Raw genomic sequence first — 17,810 nt, 5'->3', positions numbered from 1 at the left:
TGATCCACGACTCTCACTGGCCGTTTGAGGGGCTTAATTGTTGTCGACGACTCAGTTCTCGAGTCGTCGCGACGGTTGCGGACGTCATGACAGTCGCGGGCGCCACGAACCGACCGAGCCAGGACCGTTCGACTCAGGTACCGGGCGCCGAAACGACGACTATGACCGTAGTTCGAGTGCCAGTCGGCGGCGGGACGCCCGAAGGAACCAACAGCGCCTACCTCGTCGACGAACGGGTTCTCGTCGATCCTGGACCGCCGACTGAGTCGGCGTGGTCGAATCTACAGAACGGCCTCGAGGCCGAACTCGAGGCGCTCGCGGACCTCGAGTACGTCGTCTGCACCCACTGGCACGCCGACCACGTCGGGCTGGCGCCGCGCCTCGCCGAAGCCGCCGACGCGACGGTTGCGATGGGCGAGCGGGACGCGCCACTGCTCGCGGACTACGCCGCCGAGCGCGAGGCCCGACTCGAGCGAGACGCTGCAGCGATGGTCGCCTGGGGCGTCCCAGAAGACGTCGTTACCGCAGTCGTCGAGGGAGATCGACCCTCACCGCTTCCCGACGCGACGCCCGTCGAGTCGCTGGTCGACGGGCAGACCGTCGCCGGCCTCGAGGTGCTTGAGACGCCCGGCCACACGGCGGGGCACGTCTCGCTCGCGACCGACGAGACGCTCGTCCTCGGGGACGCCGCGTTGCCCACGTACACCCCCAACGTCGGCGGGAGCGACACGCGGACGCGCGGCACGGACCCGCTCGGTACCTACCTCGAGACGCTGGATCGACTCCTCGCCCGCGAAGGCGTCGAATCGGGTGCGGTGACGCTCCGCCCAGGACACGGCGAAACCGTCGACCCCGAGCGGATCGAGGCGCTTCGAGGCCACCACGACGAGCGAACGCGGCGCGTCAAAACGGCCCTCGAGTCGCGCACGGAAGCGACGCCGTGGGACCTCGCTCGGGACCTGTTCGGCGAACTCGAGGGGATCCACGCCAAGTTCGGGGCCGGCGAGGTCGCGGCTCACCTGGAGCGACTCGAGCGAGACGGCGTCGTAGAGTGCGAAGAGGGCGGCCGGTACGGAATAGCGAACGAGTGAGTCGGGTCAGTGCGAATCAGCGGGTGAGCCGTCCACGCCCTCGAGCGGAATCGCCCGCGCCGCGGTCGCCTTGAACGACGCGACGATGGGACGACCGGGTTCGAGACCGAGGGAGTCGACGCTCGCGCGGGTGACGAGCGCCTCGAGTGCGGCTTCGTCGGTCCGTGGCCCCTTTAGTGCGGCTCCGTCGGCCCCCATTCGCCCCTGCGTTCCGTCCACGCCGACGCGAACCTGGGCCACCGAGGTTCCTTGTTCCACGCGCTCGACGGTGCCCTCGAACCGGTTGCGAAAACTCGTCTGACCCGGTTGCGACCGTTCCCCGGGATCGGACAGGACGACCGCGTCCGATCGGACGCTCACTTGGACCATCTCCGCCTCCTGGGGAGCGACGGCGACGACCAGCCCGATGTCGGTCTCGACCGTCGCGAGTTCGCCCTCGCGGTCGACGACCGTTCCTGACAACACCGACTCCGTGACGCTCGCGACGCCCTCGAGCGCCGTCTGGTGGCGTTCGAAGCGCCGGCGGAGGTCCTGCGCGGTCTCGGTGATGGTGGTCCCGCCGCCGTCGGCGCCACCCCGGTGGCGCTCGGTGAGTGGACCCAGTTCGTCCTCGAGTTCGACGATCCGGCGCTGGAGTCGGGCGTAGGATCGCCCCAAGGCGTCGGCGGCCGCGTGCATCGAGCCGTGGGCGTCGATCGCCTCGAGCATCTCGACGTCGCGGCGGCCGACCGTCACCTCGCCGACGGTGAGTTCCGTTCGATACCCGCGCTCGATCGTCATGGATCAGTAGACCAGGTCCCCCCGGATAAACTGTCGCGTTCGGTCGTCGCTGGGGTCCTCGAAGATGGTGTCCGTCTCGTCGATTTCGACGATGCCGTCGTCCAGAAGGAGGCCGACGCGGTCGGCCACGCGCCGGGCCTGGTGCATGTCGTGGGTCGCCAGCGCGACCCCGATGCCGTTCGCGCGGGCCGTCCGGACGGCGTCCTCGAGGATCGCCGTGTTCCGCGGGTCGAGTTCCGACGTGGGTTCGTCGAGGACGAGGACGTCCGGATCGTACGCGAGCGCTCGAGCGAACGCCACGCGCTGGGCCTCACCACCCGAGAGCGAATCGACGTCGCGATCGGCGTACGACTCGAGGCCGACGGCCTCGAGGGCCTGTGCGACGGCCGGAGACGTCGACGCACTCCCCAGAATCGAGGCGAAACTGTGCCGAACCCGTTCGGGCCACCCCTGCCGAACGCGCAACCCGTAGGCGACGTTCTGCCGGACGCTCGCGCCGAAGAGGTTCGGTTCCTGGAACACCATGCCGACGCGACGACGGTGGTCGAGACGTTCGCCGTTACCGTTCGCCCAGACGTCCTCGCCGCCGTGACGAACCGTCCCGTCGTCGGGCCGCTCGAAAAGGGCGAGGAGTCGCAACAGCGTCGTCTTCCCGACGCCCGAGGGGCCGATGAGTGCGACGACCTCACCGGGGGCGACCGAGAGGGTAACGTCCTCGAGGACGCGCTCGCGGCCGTAGCCGTGGGTGACGTCGCGGGCCTCGATGGTTGCCCTCGGCGCGTTCGTTGCGTTCGTTTCGCTCGCCTCGTTCGTCGCGTTCGATCCGTCCGTCTCGCCCGTCTCGTCTGTCTCCTCCGTCGAGCCCGCCCCGTCTGTCACCCTCATCGGTACCGCCCACCCCCGCCGTCGCCCAGCCGAAGGACCAGCGCGTTCACGAGCAAGACGAGCGCGACCAGCACGCCCCCGAGGATCATCGCCGTCTCGTAGCGTCCCTGTCGGGCCTCGAGCTGGATCGCCGTCGTGAGCGTCCGCGTGTACGACTCCCCGGAAACGACGATGTTCCCGCCGACGATGAGCACCCCGCCGACCTCGCTGATCGCCCGACCGAAGCCGGCAAGGACGGCCGTCGCAATGCCGTAGCGGGCCTCCCTGATCGTCACGATGGCCACGTCGAGCCGGGTGCCGCCCATGGCGAACGCCGCGTCGCGAACGCCGTCGTCGACGCTCGAGACGGCCGCGAGGCTGACGCCGGTGATGACCGGCATCGCGAGGACGATCTGAGAGAGGATCATCGCCTCCGGCGTGAAGGCGAGCTCGAGCGAGCCGAGCGGCCCCTGGTTCGAGACCCCGAAGAGCACGACGAGGCCGACGACGACGCTCGGAAATCCCATCCCGGTGGTGATAATCGAGGTGAGCAGTCCCTTCCCGCGAAACGAAGTAAATCCCAGCGCGAGCGCGATGGGCAGGCTGAGCAGCGTGCTCACTAAGACGGCGGCGGTGCTGACGTACAGGGAGACCTCGATAATGCTCCTGACGTAGGGCCACTCGAAGGGGAAAGCGACGGCCGGAATCGACAGGACCTCGAGTGGCAGTTCGCTCATCGTCCGCGTCATCTCCGTGGAACCATTGTAGCCGTTCCGAATAGTGATCACTCCTGGTCGGTCGACTCGTTAGACGAGCCGCTGGGTGAGTCGTCGGACGACGACCGCCAGGCCGTCGGTACGTACTGTTCGAAGTTCGGTTCCTCGGCGAGCGCCTCGGGGAAGAACAGCTGTTCGTCCGAGACGGTGTACCCCTCGATGACCTCCTGGCCCTCGAGACTCGTCAGGAAGCCGATGTAGGCCATCGCGAGGTCGTAGGCCACGTTCTCGTGAACGGCCGGGTTCACTGCGACGATCCCGTAGGGGTTCATCAGGGACTCCGGGCCGCCTCCGACCGGGCCCTGGACGTGGATCTTGAGGTCGATCTCGGACTTCATCGAGAGGTAGGTCCCCCTGTCGGCCAGGGTGTACCCGCCCATCTCGTTCGTTCGGGTGAGTGCCTCGCCCATCCCCGACCCCGTCTCGACGTACCACTCGCCGCTCTCGGCGGGGTCGATGCCCGCGTCCGCCCACAGTTGCTGTTCCTTCGTGTGGGTGCCCGAGTTGTCGCCTCGAGAGACGAACGTGGATTCGGTCTCGGCGATGGTCGAGAGCGCGCCCTCGACCTCGCTCTCGCCGCCGATTCCCGCCGGATCGTCGCTCTCGCCGACGATTACGAAGTCGTTGAACATGAGGTCCCGGCGGTTCACCCCGTACCCGTCCTCGAGGAACTCGTCCTCGAGCGAGCGGGCGTGAACCATGACCACGTCGGCGTCGCCGTTTCGCGCCGTCTCGAGGGCCGCCCCGGTTCCCTTGGCGACGGTGTGGACGGTCACGCCGAAGCGCTCCTCGAACGGTTCGTTCAGCGCAGCCAGGAGCCCCGTGTCGTCGGTACTGGTCGTCGTCGCCAGTGTGAGGGTTTCGCCGGCAATCTCGGCCCCGTCATTTCCCGAATCGCCGCTCGCGAAACAGCCAGCGACGCCGGCGGCCGCGGCGGATCCGGCGACGGCCAGGAACCGACGGCGTTGTATCGGCATGGATACCACGATACGCTCCAGTTGCAAATAACCGTCGATCGGGCGTAATTGGATGTGGTTACGGCTGGGTGGGTGTTCGACGACAAGTAGTTGCCCTCGTGCTGAGTCACTCGATTGGAAGTGCTCGCACGTCAATCGCGTCGCGGCGGCCGTCGAGGACCGAAAAGTTCTCGCCGCGACGGTGCTCGAGCCAGTAGAGCAGCCGTTCGGCCCACGAAAGCTTTTTCGATTTCGTCGGGTCGACGGCGGGGTCGTCGAAATCCCAGCCGACGAATCTCAGCCGACTGGCTCCAAGGTGGTCCGCGAGAAACGCCGCCCGGTCGCCGTCGGTGAAGCCGCCGAAGTTGCGGACGGGTCTAGCCGGTTCGGCCTGCGTTGTCGGCAGGACGAACTTCTGGTCGCACTCGGGGACCACGGTTTGAAGGGCGGGAACGTTGTCGCCGTGCGCGTGGACGGCTACCGGGGTTCCGCGGCGGGTGAGGTGTTCGACAGTCTCCGGGTTCTTATCCAGGTCCGTCACCATGCAATCGACCTCGACTCCAGCGGCCTCGAGTACGTCCACTGCCGTCGAGGCCGCGATCACGACCTCGGCCGCTCGAGCCGTCTCGAGGGCCGCGTCGGTCTCGAGCGACGGTCCCGCTCCAGCGAGGACGACCCGGGCGCCGCGCACGAACGCGAGTCGCTCGAGGTCGAAGGACGAGGTGAGGTCGGCGAGGGCGTCTCGAGCGCGTTCGTCGGCCGTCCGGTCGAATCCGAAGTCGGCGAGAATCGCGTCGTACGCCGGTTCCCACTCGTGATAGTCCATAGTCGTCACTGTCCCAAGTTAGAGCCGACCGCAATAATCCGTTTGTGGGCCGAGCGTTGCCTCGCAAGTACCCCTACCCGTGAGGCCACCCGGCTTCCACTTCCCTCTTTCGAAGCGGATGCCATAAGCTTTCTCTTACTCGAGCACCCGTCTGACGGCGTTCCAGGCGTCTTCGGTTTCGTCGTCTGAGCCCTCGAGGCGCTCGAAAATCCCGGATAGTTGATCGTCCGACGCGCACAACAGCATGCGTCCGTCAGACAATTCGACCGGGGTTGCGCCCGTATCGTGTGCTAATTCGCCGACTCGTTCGCGTTTCGATGGCGTGAGGCCGTCGATTTCGAGAACCTGTTGGTACAGTTCGCCGGCCAGCGACGGATCGACTCCGCCCTCGCGAAGGTGCGCCCGGAGGTCGCGCGTCGACTCGACCTCGAGCCGGGCTACTCGAACACCGTCTTCCAGTACCTGCTCGCGGTCGGTGAACGCCTTCCCGATATGCGCGGCGTCGACAGTCTCCGCCACGTCGTGGGTTCGGACGACGTGGGCCCCATGGTCGACGGCCAGCGCGGTCGCCGCGAGGCTCGCGGGGAGTCGACCCTCCGTATCGCGGCCGACGAGGTCGCCGAGGAAATTCTTCCGGTTGATCGAGACCAACATTGGTCGGCCGAGGGCGCGAAACTCACGCAACCGGCGGAAGGTCTCCCGGTCGTGTGCGAGCGTCTTCTCCTCGCTCCAGCCGCCGAAAGCGGGGTCGACGATGGTCTTCTCGGTCAGCCCGTTCTGCTTCAGCGCCTCGTAGACCTGGTCGACGTAGTCGGCCGACGCGGCCCACTCGGGTGACTTCCGGACGCTCCAGTCGGTCTCCTCGACGGCACCTGGTCGCTCGAGGTCCGGCGGACTCGCCATCTTCACGACGGCGGCGTCGTGGTCCCGACAGACCGCGGGCATCTCTGGGTCGGCGAACCCGCAGATGTCGTTTACCATATCGAAGCCGCTTGCGAGGGCCTCGTCGGCGACCGCCGCGTAGCGCGTCTCGATCGAGAACACGGCGTCTCCGGAGACGCGATCGATCGTCTCGAGGGCGACGTGGAGGCGCTTGAGTTCCTCCGCTGCGCTAAGCACATCGAAGCGCTTGTTGGCCGACTCGAGGCCGACGTCGACGATGTCCGCTCCCTCGCCGACGAGTTCCTCGTCCACGTACCGGGCCGCCTCTTCGGGGTCGTCGAACACGCTCGGATCGTACGGCGACTCCTCGCTGACGTTGAGCACGCCCATGATCCGGGGCGGGTACTCGTCTCCGATGCCCAGTCCCGCGGCGTCGACGCTGTCCATGGGGGTACTCGAGCGGGCGGCTACAAAGGGGCCGTGATTCCGGCGAACCGATCAGTCGTCGGATCCAGGGGCTCCCGTCAGGAATGTCTCCTGTCGAGATGGTCACGAAACCGCCCCTCGAGCGAAACGAACGTCCACTCGTGTAGCTGTTTCCCAGCGAACGGGAACCACGACCCCTTCTTAGGTGGATAGGCAGCCTACGAATACCTGTAAGAGGTACCAGACAATGTCAACTAACACGTTCAACCGGCTCGAAAGCCGTTACGGCGGTATCACCCTTGAAGGTCACCCCCACGCCCTGTCGGCGTGGTTCGTCGTCGCCCTTCGGTTCGTCATTGGCGGCATGATCCTGTTCGCCGGTCTCGGAAAGGTCAGCGAGTGGCCCTTCGACGCGAGCGGCTACCTCGTCCACGGCGTCGACGCGGCCAGCCCGGTCAGCGGGCTCTACGCCACGATGGCGGCCAACGCCGCGCTGATGGACGTCATCAACGTCGTCATCCCGGCGACCCAGCTCCTGATCGGGATCGCCCTCATCGCGGGGGCGTTCGTCCGACTGGCGGCCCTCGGCGGCGCGCTCCAGATGACCGCCTTCTACCTCGGCGGCTGGGAAGGCGACGTGCTCGCGCTGTTCGACTCGACGCTGATCTACGCGGTCGTCTTCCTGGCGGTCGCCGCCTTCGGCGCCGGTCGAATCCTCGGGCTCGACCGCTACATCGAGCAGATGGAGATTCGCGGCGAAGCGCTCGTCGAGCGGTACCCGGTGATGCGGTACCTGCTGGGCTGAGCCCCTGACCACTCGGGAAGCGAACAGTCTCTTTTTGTCTTCGCGGCCGAAACCCCGACCATGGGAAAAGTGAGTATCGGGATGCGCGGCTGGCGTTTCGACGAGGAAGACATCCTCGACGAAGACGGCGACTTTCTCCCGCTCGCGCAGATGCCCGAGGACGCCCGCAAACGGATGATCCGACTCGACGTCATCTACAACGCACCGTGTCACGGCTGCTGGTTGATCTACGGCGACGACAACCTCGAGGCGTGCAACCGGGCGCGGTACGTCTACGGCGAACCCCTCTCGGAAGTCATTCTCTGTGAGGAACACGAACCCGACTTCGTCTACTGGTTCCGCGAGGAGGGCGGCGACGCCCACCGCGGCAGCGACGACTTCGCGGAGGCGTTCTACGAGTGGTTCCTCGAGGGCGGTCGCGCACCCGAGGGCTACGAGGGCATGGAGTACGTCGAGACGGACCCGACGGACCTGCCGAAGCCGCCGAAGGCCGATCCCGACGAGCACGGCGACCTGATGGGCGACGACATCAGCGACCGGGTCGGCCTGAGCGACGAGGACATCGCCAACGCGGACGTGGATTTCGGTGCCGAGTATCCGGGCCGGAAATGACCGACGACCCGCGAGCGTCTTCGCCGGAAACCGGTGACGAACATCCTCGAAATCCGCCCGCTGTCGCCGTCGTCGACGCCCAGACGCCCGGCAACGTCGGCACCATCGCTCGAGCGATGAAGAACTTCGGCTTCTCGGAGCTGCTGCTCGTCGACCCGCCCGAACTCGACCCCGACGGGGAGGCCTACGGCTTCGCCGGTCACGCACGCGAGGACGTCCTTCCGAACGCGCGGGAGGTCTCGTTCGACCACCTGGTCGAGAACTACCACACCGTCGGCACCACGGCGATCACGAACGAGGACGACCAGCACCACGTGCGCTTTCCGTTCACGACGCCCGCCGAGCTCGCCGACCGCCTCGAGCGCGTCGAAGCCGACACCGTCGTCGTCTTCGGTCGGGAGGGCGTCGGCCTGACGAACGAGGAACTCGCCCGCCTGGACGAGGTCTGCTCGATCCCAGCCAGCGCCGAGTACCCGGTACTCAACCTCGGCCAGGCCGCGACCATCACGCTCTACGAACTCCGGACGATCGCGCTCGATCCCGGAGATGTCCAGCTTCCCGACGTCGAGCGCGTCCGGGCCGACGAGCCGTCGCTCGAGCGGCTGTACGACCAGTGGGCGGCCCTCCTCGAGGAGATCAACCACCCCGAGGAGAAGCGAGCGAAGACAATGCGGATGCTTCGTCGACTGCACGGTCGAGCAGATCCCACGGTCCAGGAGGTCACCACCTTGCTCGGCGTGTTGCGCCGAGCGACCGAGCGCCCGGACCGTGAGGAGAACTGAGGAGTACGAACCGTCGCGAAGAGGTATCAATACTCCCGGAGTGGCCACCAGGGATATAGTCCTCGGATCACGACCACCGAGCAATGGACGCACACCGCCGCCACGTTCTCGCGATGCTCGGCGCCGCCAGCACGCTTCTGGCCGGCTGTTCCGACCTCGCCGACGAGGCCGATCAGTCGCTCGAGCCGAACGATGACGAGGATAGCGAAGAATCGAACGCCGACGATGGCACCGACGGGGCCGACGAGGACGAGATCGACGAAACCGACGAGGAGACGACGCCCGCCTGGCTCGAGGGTGGCGAACTCCCCAGTTACGCGTCAGTGCTGCCGTCGGCCGACGCGCTGGCCGACGACGAAACGACGCCGCGAGAGTACTTCTTCACCGCCGTCGACCTCGCGACCATCGTCGGGACCCTCGACGACGACCCGGGCGAGGGAACGGTGCCCGACGACCCCTTCCTCCAGAATCCGATCGCCGTGGTGTCGCTCGGCATCTACGGGCTGTTCGCTCTGGGATCATCGCCAATCGCACAGGTACAGGCCGAGGCGGAGGGCGAGTCCGACGACGCCGCCCTCGTCTACGTCGACGGCGCGTACGCCCTCTACGGTGCGTACGACCTCGAGACGGCCCGCTCGGGGCTCGAGGCCGAGGGCTACGAGCTGCAGGCCGAGGCGGAAGACGGTGCCGATGACTTCGTCGTCTTCGCGGACGACGCCTCGAGCGAGGTCGTTGGCGTCACCGACGACGCGTTCGTCTACGCGTTCGGCGCCGACCAGGCCCGGTCGCTCGCGGTCGTCTCCGCCATCGTCGAGACGAACGTGGGGTCGCAATCGCCGGCCCACGAATCGGACACGACGCTCGAGACATTGCTTCGCGCGGGGGCGAACACCGGAATCACGTCGTGTCTCGCCGGCGCAGGCGAATCACTCACCGACCTCGAACCGGGCGACCAGGTCCAGGAGGACGACGTCGCTTTCGACTTCTCGCCCTTCGAGGGGGCGACGGGCGTCGTTCAGGGACTACAACTCGCGGAGTCCGAGTCGAATGCCCGCGTGATAGTCACCTACGAGTCTGAAACCGCCGTCGACGTCGAGCGCCTCGAGTCGGGACTTGGCGGCGAGGCGCGTTCGTTCGACCTCGAGACCGGCGGGTCGGCGGCGCTCGTCACCGCCGTCTACGGGACCGACCCGATCGAGGAGTGACGGCTGGGCGGTGCTCGAACGGCGCGGCGGAGTCGCTATCGTTTTTATACCAAACTGCTTCGAAAAGTGTAGTAATAGTCACCACTTCGACTCGTGACGGCCGACTCGCGACGGCTATCTCGAGTGAAAACGGGTCTCGAACTCAGGCCCGCTCCTGAATCTCCTCGCGCAACACCTGGCTCACGAGGTCGCCGTCGGCCTTTCCACGCAAGGCGCCCATACATTCGCCCATAAGCCCCGAGAACGCCTGCATTCCCTCGCGCTCGACCTGATCAGCGTTTCGCTCGACGACCTCGAGGACGGCCTCGCGCACGTCGTCCTCGGCGGCGGATCCGAGTCCGGCCTCCTCGGCGACCGTTCGCGGGTCCTGGTCGGGCTCGTCCGCGAGCGCCGCAAGGAGATCAGGCACGCCCTCTCGCGCCAGGTCGCCGTCCTCGGCCATCGTGAAGACGGTCTCGAGGTGGCCCTCGGTGAGGTTCTCGACCGGCACGTCGTCTCGGCGTAGTTCCGTGAGCGTCGACTCGAGCGTCGTCGCGGCGAAGGTGGGATCGATCCCGTCTCCGACGACGCGCTCGAACAGCGGCATGTGGGTGCCGTAGGCGACCTGTTCGGCCAGGCCGGCATCGAGGTCGTACTCGGCCTGGTAGCGCTCGACCTTGTCGGTCAGGAGTTCCGGTTCGGGAACCTCGCTCGGATCGGGTTCGACCGGGGGCACGTCCGTCTCGGGGTACATCCTGGCCGCACCCGGGAGCGGGCGGAGGTAACGTGTCGACCCGTCCTGGTTCGCACCGCGGGTCTCCTCCGGAACGCCCTCGAGGGCCGTCCGCGCGCGGTCGGCAACGGCCTCGATCGAGGATTCGGCGACGTCGGTCGCGGCGGCGACGATGGCGACGGCGTCCTCGTCGGTCGCTCCCACTGCCTCGCGAAGCGCCATCACCTCGTCGTCGGTGACGCCGTAGGCCGGCAGTTCGTCGGTGTGGAAGATGCCGCCCGCACCGTGGCGCTTCGCGTGGTCGGAGAACTCGGTGCCGAGGCGGCGGTCGGGCGCGATCTCGCGACCGACGAGGCCGTCGAAGCCCTCGAGGCGGACGCCGAAGACCGACCCGCCGTCGTTCAGCGCGCTCGCGACGACCCCGCTGTCAGTACCCTCGAAGACGCCGGAGACGTCCCGGGGTTCGTGGACGGCCGCCTCGCAGGCCTCGAGTTTGTCGCGGATCGAAACCAGTTCGGCCTGGCGACCGACCTCGGTACGGACGATGTCGGCGATGTCGTCGAGGCTCTGGACGCCCTTGATCTCGACGCGAGCGCCGTCGGCGATGGAGACGTTGACGTCCTGGCGGATGGTTCCCAGGCCGCGCTTGACCTTTCCGGTCGATCGCAACAGCATGCCGATGCGCTCGGCGGCTTCTTGGGCCTGTTCGGGCGTTCGAACGTCGGGCGCGGTGCCGATTTCGACCAGCGGGATGCCGAGGCGGTCGAGGCTGTAGGTCACGCCGTCGTCGGTCTCCTCGATGCGCTGGGCGCTCTCTTCCTCGAGCATCATGTCCTCGATGCCGACGTCGCCCGCGCTCGTCTCGATGGCCCCGCCGGTGGCGACCAGCGTCGAGCGCTGGAAGCCCGAGGTGTTCGAGCCGTCGACGACGATCTTGCGCATCACGTTCGCCTGGTCGACCGGCATCATGTCCATCAACTGGGCGACCTCGAGGGCCGTCTCGAGAGCCTCCTCGTCGAGTCGGTGGGGTGGTTCGTCGTCCTCTTCGACGAGGCAGGTGCTGTCGTAAGCCAGATAGGTGAACTCCCGTTCGACCCGGCTCTCCTCGAGGGCGGCCTCGTCGAGTTCGCCCAGTTCGCTCCGCGTCGGGTGGAGGTAGCGGGTGAACCGACGGGCCGACTCGTCGGGTTCGCGAAGATCAGTCGGACACGCACAGAACAGTTTCGTCGCCGTGTCGAGTTGCTGGTGAATCTCGAGTCCGGCGACGAGACCGAGCGCCTCGTAGTCGTAATCCGCGGTCATTGGCGAGCACTCGGTGGCGGAGGGGTAAAAAACCGTCCAGTCCGTCCCGGGAGCGGGTTCAGTCGTCGTCGCTCGAGGGGTCGTCGAAGGCGGTTTCGCGAACGTCAGCATCACGGACGGCGATGGCTCTCGCCGTCACCTCGAGCACCGAGCCCTCGGTCGCCTCGAGTGCGCCTGCCTCGACCCGTCGGTATCGGTCCGTCCCCGCCTCGCCGACGAAGTTTCGGTCGTCGAGCGGCCGGGTTTCGAGGGCGACTAGCGACGGCGCCGCCTCGAGCGCCTCGATCAGGAGTTGCGTTCCAGGTGCGAGTTCGAAGTCGGCGAGCACCGTCGCGTCGGCGCGGCCGACGAGTTCGCCCACGCGTTTCCGAGCTGCGGCCGAGACCGGCGCGAACGGTTCGGTTCGCACGCACTCGAGGCCGCGGTCGACCGCACGCTGGTCGACGACTCCACCGGCCGGTGCGGGACCGGACGTCACCTCGGCGCCCGCTCGCTCGAACCGTGCTATCACGTCGGCGGCGGTTTCTCCTGTGCCCACGACGTGAACGCGCCGCCCCTCGAGCCTCGTCGGAGTCGTCGATTCGATCTCCTGGTCGTCCACAGTACCGCGATCCCCCGACTCCGAGCGCGGAAACGCCGTCACGCTCGCCGCCCCGGTCACCGGGTGTCGGGTGACCGTCGCGTTCGCGTCGAAGGCCGACTCGAGCACGTCGGCCGTCAGCACCTCGCCCGGTGGACCGTCGGCCTGGACCGTACCGCCCGCGAGGACGACCAGTCGGTCGCAGTAGCGCGCCGCCAGGTCGAGGTCGTGAATCGCCGCGACGACGGCCCGCCCGTCCGCGGACAGCTCGCGGGCCAGCTCGAGCGTCTCGACCTGATGGTTCACATCCAGGCTCGCCGTCGGCTCGTCCAGCAACAGCAGCGGCGTGTCCTGGGCGAGCGCCCGCGCGATGAGCACTCGCTGACGCTCGCCACCGCTGACCGCGTCGATCGGCCGATCCGCGAACCGGGCCGTTCGCGTCCGCTCGAGCGCCCGGTCGACCTGCTGCCGATCCTCCTCTGCGGGCGGAGAGAACCGCGAACGATGGGGGTATCGCCCCATCTCGACGACGGCTCGGACGTCGAAGGCGAACGACAGCGAGGTGTTCTGGGGGACGACGCCCACGAGTCGACTCGCCTCGCGGGAGGCGAGCGTCACGACGTCCTCGCCATCGATCCGGACGTCGCCGCCCGCGGGCGTGATCGCGCCGCTGAGCGCCCGCAGGAGGGTGGTCTTCCCGGCGCCGTTCGGACCGACGAGGCCGACGAACTCGCCGCGGTCGACCTCGAGCGAAACGGCCTCGAGGATCTCAAGAGTTCCGTAGGCGACCTCGAGATCCTCGATTTCCACGAGCGGTCGAGCAGGAGCGTCGGTCACAGCGAGTGCACCTCCCGTCGAACGAGCAGAAAGAGGAAGAATGGCGCACCGAGGGCCGCCGTGACGATTCCGACTGGAACCTCCGCGGGGCCGGCTCGAGCGAGGGTATCCGTCACGACCAGAAACGACGCGCCGGCGAGCGCGCTCGTCGGGAGCAAGATTCGGTGGTCGGGGCCGACGAGCAAGCGCAGGACGTGTGGGACGACGAGACCGACGAAGCCGATGACGCCAGCGACGGCGACGCCCGCAGCGGTGACGACGGAGGCGATCACGAGCAAGAGGAGTTTGGTCCGCTCGACGTCGACGCCGAGGTGGTGGGCGTCCTCCTCGCCGAGCAGGAGGACGTTCATTTCGCGGGTATAGGCGCCGAGGACGCCGACGCCGACGAGGGCAACGGGGAGGGCGAAGCCGACGTCGCCCCAGTTGCTCCCGCCGAGGTGACCCATCATCCAGACGACGGCCGCCCGGAGGCTGTCCCCGCTGTGGACGAGCATGTAGGAGATGAGCGCGCCCAGGAACGCCTGGACGGCGACGCCGGCGAGCAGGAGAGTCGCAACGGGGGTGCGTCCACCCTCGGTCGCGATGGCGTAGACGAGCATCGCGGTGGCGATGGCCCCGACGAACGCGGAGAGGTGCAGGCTCGTCAGGGGAACCAGCGCTGGGTACGCGATGGCGGCGACGGCGCCGGCGGCCGCGCCGGTCGAGACGCCGATGATGGAAGGGTCGGCCAGCGGGTTCCTGAAGAAGCCCTGCATCACCGTCCCGGCGGCGGCCAGGCCGAAGCCGACCGTGGCCGCCAGCGCGATCCGCGGCAGTCGGACGTCGCCGACGATCGTCTGGTGGGTTGCGGGAACGTCGAACCCGAAGACGGAGGCGTAGGTGAATCCAGGCCGGGGGATCGACCGCTCGAGCAGCGGAACCGCCGTCGCGGTCCACTCGAGGCCCGCAGGGACGACGAGCACGTTGAGCATCGCTTTCGTGACGACGAACGGGTCGATCCGGACTGGTCCGAGGGCGGCGCTCCCGATCATCACGAGAACGAGCAGTATCGCCAGCCCGATCGACCACGAGAGCCCGGATCGCTTCACGTTGGCAAGCTCGCTTGCTTTAGGTAAATATTTATTGGATAGCCGTCGATCATCGGGCGATGCGACGACTACTCATCGTGACGATCGCGATACTCGCGCTCACCGCGAGCGCCGGTCCTGCGCTGGCTGCCGGGGGCGCTGCACCAGCGGCTTCGAGCGGGGTCCAGACTCCGGCCCAGGCCGACTCCACGTGCGAGTACCCGATCGAACTCGAGGACGCGACAGGCGAACAGTTGACGCTCGAGGAACCGCCCGAATCGATCGTCGCGCTCTACCCGAGCGACGCGCAACTGGTGTACAGCGTCGGGGCCGAGGACCGACTCGAGGGTATGCCGATGGGTCCGTACACCGAGGGTCTCGAAACCGAGGGCAAGACCGACATCACCGCCGACGACGGCGTGACACCGGTCGTCGAGGAGATCATCGCGCTCGAACCTGACGTCGTGCTCGCGGCGAACGTCGTCACGTTCGAGGAGGACAAGTTGAATCAGCTTCGAGACGCCGGCATCGACGTCTACGTGTTCGATTCCTCGAGTTCTGTCGATGACGTGCGCTCGGCGGTCGAAATCACCGGGCAGCTCACCGGCGCCTGCGACAGCAGCGACGTCACGCTCGAGTGGATGGACGAGCGCCTCTCGATCATCGAGGGCGCACTCGCGGACGAGCCGCGCCCATCGGCCCTCTACGCGATGGACGGCGAGGTCTACACCACCGGAACCGGAACGTTCCAGCACGAGATTCTGACGACTGCCGGCGTCGAAAACGTGGCCGCGAATGCTGGTATCGAGGGCTGGGGCATCATCAGCGACGAGACGATTATCGACGAGGACCCCGAGTGGATCCTCTACGGCGACGACGCCTACGACGAACCGCCCGTCTCCGACGCGGTCGGCGAGACGACGGCGATGCAGGAAGATCAGCACTTCGGCGTCGACGCGAACGCGATGAGCCAGCCCGCACCGAACGTCGTCTTCGCCATCGAGGACATCTTCGCCACCGTTCACGCCGACGCCTACGGCGAGGTCGAAGCGGACCTCGAGGCGGCCGACGAGTCCTACGAGGAGTCACTGGCCGACTTGCAGACGAGTGCCTCTGACGATGAAAACGCTGACGAAGAAGACGCCGACAGTGGGAACAAAAGCAACGCGAACGACAGTGAGAGCGAGATGGAAGACGAGGACCAGGGTGAAAACGAGGGCACGGTCCAGGACGCAAACGAATCCGACGACGAGGATTCGATTCCCGGCTTCGGCGTCCCCGTCGCACTCGCCGCTATCGCGGGTCTGCTCGGACTCCGTCGACTGTAGCGCTCCGGACCTGACAGGTCTGGTACGAATTTACCCGGTATTCTTTTGGCGACGTGTTTCATTGTTCGCCGTCTGTTCGACGAGTCTGCAGTCACGCTCGAGTCGGCGGTGGCCAGAACTTGAGGTACTCGAGGGAACGCCAGTCGGATCGAACAAAAGCCGAGAACGGACGTGAGACTGATTCGTCCGCCCCGGTGTGTCGATTAGTCCTCGCGTTCACTCACATTTCTGTTGCGTTTTCGATTGCTCTTTGGCCTCTTCCTTTCGTTTTTCCTTTTTCGATTTTCCGTCCTGGTCGTCAGTGTCGTCGCCGCTATCGTCGCCGTCGTCATTGTCTTCGCCGTCGTCACCGCTGCCACTATCATCATCGTCGTCGCCGTTATCGCCGTTACCGCCGTCTTCTCCGTCACCGCCGTCATCACCATTACCGCCGTCGCCGTTGTCACCATCTCCGCCATCTCCGTCGTCTCCATCTCCGCCATCTCCGTCACTGCCGTCGCCATCATCGCTATCGTCACCGTCTCCGTCGTCCCCATCGTCGCCACCGTCGACACCGTCGATCTCCTCGAGTTCACCACAGAACCGAATATTTGACATCCCAGCTTGCTGTCCGCTCTGGCCCGCTTCGAGATCCGTCTCGATGAGCCCCTCGGTCTCACCGTCGCCGTAGTCGTAATCCTCACAATCGTTGCCGCCGTAGACGCGTACGGCGTACACGACGCAGTCGTCGTCGACGGTCCATTCGAAGCTGTACGCATCGCAGTCGTCTCCCTCTCCTTCGCCTTCGGATTCGGTCACTTCCACGGTAATCGCACAGTCACCTTCGACCTGCTCGACCGAACAGCCGTCGAACTCGTGGACCGCTAGCAACTCGCCGTTGGGACAGTCGTACTGCCCCGGCGGCACGCACCCCTCCTGCCCGCTGTCCTGTAGCGATCCGAGACACCCGCTCAGCGAACCCATGGCCACACCGGTCGCCACCAGTACCGTTCGTCGTTTAATGGTGTTACCCATGGGCGCACCGATACCGTCACCAGATATTGTTAGAGACGAGTTGAAAATGTGAAAAGATACCAGGCCAGTGATTCGATAATACCTTCTCTCTGTATGATCGCCTTATTGCCCCGCACACCGGGACTTCAGACCAGGTAGGGTCACCGAACTCCCGGTCTCCTACCACGGCGAGCAGATCCCCAACCGACCGCATCGCAAGCGACCGAGGGTTGATCTTCACGAAACGTTGTTCAAGACGAGACGGCACTCGAGTCCCGATTCCACGTCGCATACCGGCTCGAGAACCGATTCCACCCCATCTGCGCGCCCCGTCTCGTTTTGAAAAGCGTTTACTCACCGGCCCGCCGAGTTGGCTCATGGTCGAGAACGTCATCTGGCCCGCGTACCTGGATTCCACCCGCACGCGGGCCGAGGGGCGACGCGTACCCCTCGAGCTGGCAGTCGAAGAGCCGACGGTCGAGGAAATCGCGAAGGCGGTCCAGCAGATTGGCTACGACGCGACCGTCGAACGCGACAAGGCCTACTCGCGAGAGCACTGGGTGCCCCGGGGACGGGTCGTCGTCCGCGGAACCGAGGACTCGACAAAGAACGACCTCGTCCAGGCAGTCGCGGCGTACGTCGTCGCGTTACGAGAATGATGCGGCGGGTTGGAACGGTCGTCCGGACGGCTCAGGGGCTCGCGGTGTTGCGGGCTGAGCTTGTGGGCGATGGGGACGGCGACGACGGCGGGGACGGTAACGGCGGTACTGGCGGCGATAGCGGACGAAACGCCATCGGCACGATGGTCCTGAACGACTCCCTCGAAACCGTCGGTCGAGTCGTCGACGTGTTCGGTCCGGTCGACCGACCGTATCTCGCGGTTACGCCGCAGTCGAGCGTTCATCTACCCGGCCTCGTCGGGTCGACGCTGTACGCACGATAACGTCGTGCGTTTCGTGCTTTGTGGCGGATTCGCGTCGTGGTGG

Annotated in this window: 18 protein-coding genes; 8 read left to right on the top strand and 10 right to left on the bottom strand. The window is 66.6% G+C overall.

From position 1 onward, the window contains the following. Nucleotides 1-161 precede the first annotated feature (161 nt). Nucleotides 162-1,091 carry an MBL fold metallo-hydrolase gene (locus NGM29_RS15215; RefSeq protein ID WP_254157274.1) on the top strand — a complete coding sequence of 310 codons (930 nt, stop codon included), beginning with the start codon at nt 162-164 and terminating at the stop codon, nt 1,089-1,091. Between the two features lie 6 nt (nt 1,092-1,097). Here the strand turns inward: NGM29_RS15215 and NGM29_RS15210 are convergent, their stop codons facing one another. The 6 genes from NGM29_RS15210 to folP form a co-directional block, all read right to left on the bottom strand. Further along, nucleotides 1,098-1,871: a TOBE domain-containing protein gene (locus tag NGM29_RS15210; RefSeq protein WP_254157272.1), complete on the bottom strand. Its 774-nt coding sequence runs from the start codon at nt 1,869-1,871 to the stop codon at nt 1,098-1,100. A 3-nt stretch (nt 1,872-1,874) separates the two neighbouring features. Next, nucleotides 1,875-2,756: an amino acid ABC transporter ATP-binding protein gene (locus tag NGM29_RS15205; protein ID WP_254157270.1), complete on the bottom strand. Its 882-nt coding sequence runs from the start codon at nt 2,754-2,756 to the stop codon at nt 1,875-1,877. Further along, nucleotides 2,753-3,472, bottom strand: a complete 720-nt coding sequence (locus NGM29_RS15200) for an ABC transporter permease (protein ID WP_254157268.1) — start codon at nt 3,470-3,472, stop codon at nt 2,753-2,755. Before NGM29_RS15200 ends, NGM29_RS15205 begins: the two co-directional genes overlap by 4 nt. A gap of 47 nt (nt 3,473-3,519) precedes the next feature. Continuing rightward, nucleotides 3,520-4,488, bottom strand: coding sequence for an ABC transporter substrate-binding protein (locus NGM29_RS15195; RefSeq protein WP_254157266.1), 969 nt, complete (start codon nt 4,486-4,488; stop codon nt 3,520-3,522). Between the two features lie 106 nt (nt 4,489-4,594). Further along, a complete protein-coding gene (locus NGM29_RS15190) occupies nt 4,595-5,293 on the bottom strand; it encodes a 6-hydroxymethylpterin diphosphokinase MptE-like protein (RefSeq protein ID WP_254160589.1) in 699 nt (232 codons plus the stop codon). A 135-nt stretch (nt 5,294-5,428) separates the two neighbouring features. Continuing rightward, entirely contained in the window at nt 5,429-6,622 is a 1,194-nt protein-coding gene (gene folP, locus NGM29_RS15185) for a dihydropteroate synthase (RefSeq protein ID WP_254157264.1), read from the bottom strand. A 226-nt stretch (nt 6,623-6,848) separates the two neighbouring features. Here folP and NGM29_RS15180 point away from each other — a divergent pair, with 226 nt between their 5' ends. The 4 genes from NGM29_RS15180 to NGM29_RS15165 all read left to right on the top strand — a co-directional run bounded on the left by NGM29_RS15180 (nt 6,849) and on the right by NGM29_RS15165 (nt 10,005). Beyond that, nucleotides 6,849-7,406 carry a DoxX family protein gene (locus tag NGM29_RS15180; protein WP_254157262.1) on the top strand — a complete coding sequence of 186 codons (558 nt, stop codon included), beginning with the start codon at nt 6,849-6,851 and terminating at the stop codon, nt 7,404-7,406. 60 nt (nt 7,407-7,466) lie between these two features. Further along, nucleotides 7,467-8,018, top strand: coding sequence for a DUF8114 family protein (locus NGM29_RS15175; RefSeq protein WP_254157260.1), 552 nt, complete (start codon nt 7,467-7,469; stop codon nt 8,016-8,018). Next, nucleotides 8,015-8,800 (top strand): RNA methyltransferase, encoded by a 786-nt coding sequence (locus NGM29_RS15170; protein WP_254157258.1) that lies wholly within the window; start codon nt 8,015-8,017, stop codon nt 8,798-8,800. Before NGM29_RS15175 ends, NGM29_RS15170 begins: the two co-directional genes overlap by 4 nt. 83 nt (nt 8,801-8,883) lie before the next feature. Continuing rightward, nucleotides 8,884-10,005 (top strand): hypothetical protein, encoded by a 1,122-nt coding sequence (locus NGM29_RS15165; RefSeq protein WP_254157256.1) that lies wholly within the window; start codon nt 8,884-8,886, stop codon nt 10,003-10,005. A gap of 142 nt (nt 10,006-10,147) precedes the next feature. On the opposite strand, the gene gatE is transcribed toward NGM29_RS15165, so the two are convergent. Genes gatE through btuC form a run of 3 tightly spaced genes read right to left on the bottom strand, consistent with a single transcriptional unit; the run spans nt 10,148 to nt 14,467 of the window. Further along, the gene (gene gatE, locus NGM29_RS15160) at nt 10,148-12,019 is read right to left on the bottom strand and encodes a Glu-tRNA(Gln) amidotransferase subunit GatE (protein ID WP_254157254.1); all 1,872 of its coding nucleotides are present in this window, start codon (nt 12,017-12,019) and stop codon (nt 10,148-10,150) included. Nucleotides 12,020-12,077: 58 nt separating this feature from the next. Then, nucleotides 12,078-13,436: a heme ABC transporter ATP-binding protein gene (locus tag NGM29_RS15155; protein WP_254157251.1), complete on the bottom strand. Its 1,359-nt coding sequence runs from the start codon at nt 13,434-13,436 to the stop codon at nt 12,078-12,080. Beyond that, nucleotides 13,433-14,467: a vitamin B12 ABC transporter permease BtuC gene (gene btuC / locus NGM29_RS15150; RefSeq protein WP_254160587.1), complete on the bottom strand. Its 1,035-nt coding sequence runs from the start codon at nt 14,465-14,467 to the stop codon at nt 13,433-13,435. Before btuC ends, NGM29_RS15155 begins: the two co-directional genes overlap by 4 nt. Before the next feature lie 116 nt (nt 14,468-14,583). Between btuC and NGM29_RS15145 the strand changes: the two genes are divergently transcribed. Next, the gene (locus NGM29_RS15145; protein WP_254157249.1) at nt 14,584-15,831 is read left to right on the top strand and encodes a PGF-CTERM-anchored ABC transporter substrate-binding protein; all 1,248 of its coding nucleotides are present in this window, start codon (nt 14,584-14,586) and stop codon (nt 15,829-15,831) included. 216 nt (nt 15,832-16,047) lie between these two features. Here NGM29_RS15145 and NGM29_RS15140 read toward each other — a convergent pair whose 3' ends face one another. Then, complete coding sequence (locus NGM29_RS15140) at nt 16,048-16,794, bottom strand: hypothetical protein (RefSeq protein WP_254157247.1); 747 nt, start codon at nt 16,792-16,794, stop codon at nt 16,048-16,050. Nucleotides 16,795-17,201: 407 nt separating this feature from the next. Here NGM29_RS15140 and srp19 point away from each other — a divergent pair, with 407 nt between their 5' ends. Both srp19 and NGM29_RS15130 read left to right on the top strand, forming a co-directional pair. Further along, nucleotides 17,202-17,483, top strand: coding sequence for a signal recognition particle subunit SRP19 (srp19, locus tag NGM29_RS15135; protein WP_254157245.1), 282 nt, complete (start codon nt 17,202-17,204; stop codon nt 17,481-17,483). Then, complete coding sequence (locus NGM29_RS15130; protein WP_254160585.1) at nt 17,483-17,767, top strand: H/ACA ribonucleoprotein complex subunit GAR1; 285 nt, start codon at nt 17,483-17,485, stop codon at nt 17,765-17,767. Before srp19 ends, NGM29_RS15130 begins: the two co-directional genes overlap by 1 nt. The last annotated feature ends 43 nt before the right edge of the window (nt 17,768-17,810 follow it).

The sequence above is a fragment of the Natronosalvus rutilus genome, from assembly GCF_024204665.1.
GTDB lineage: Archaea > Halobacteriota > Halobacteria > Halobacteriales > Natrialbaceae > Natronosalvus > Natronosalvus rutilus.
This window is presented reverse-complemented; position numbering and strand designations above follow the sequence as displayed.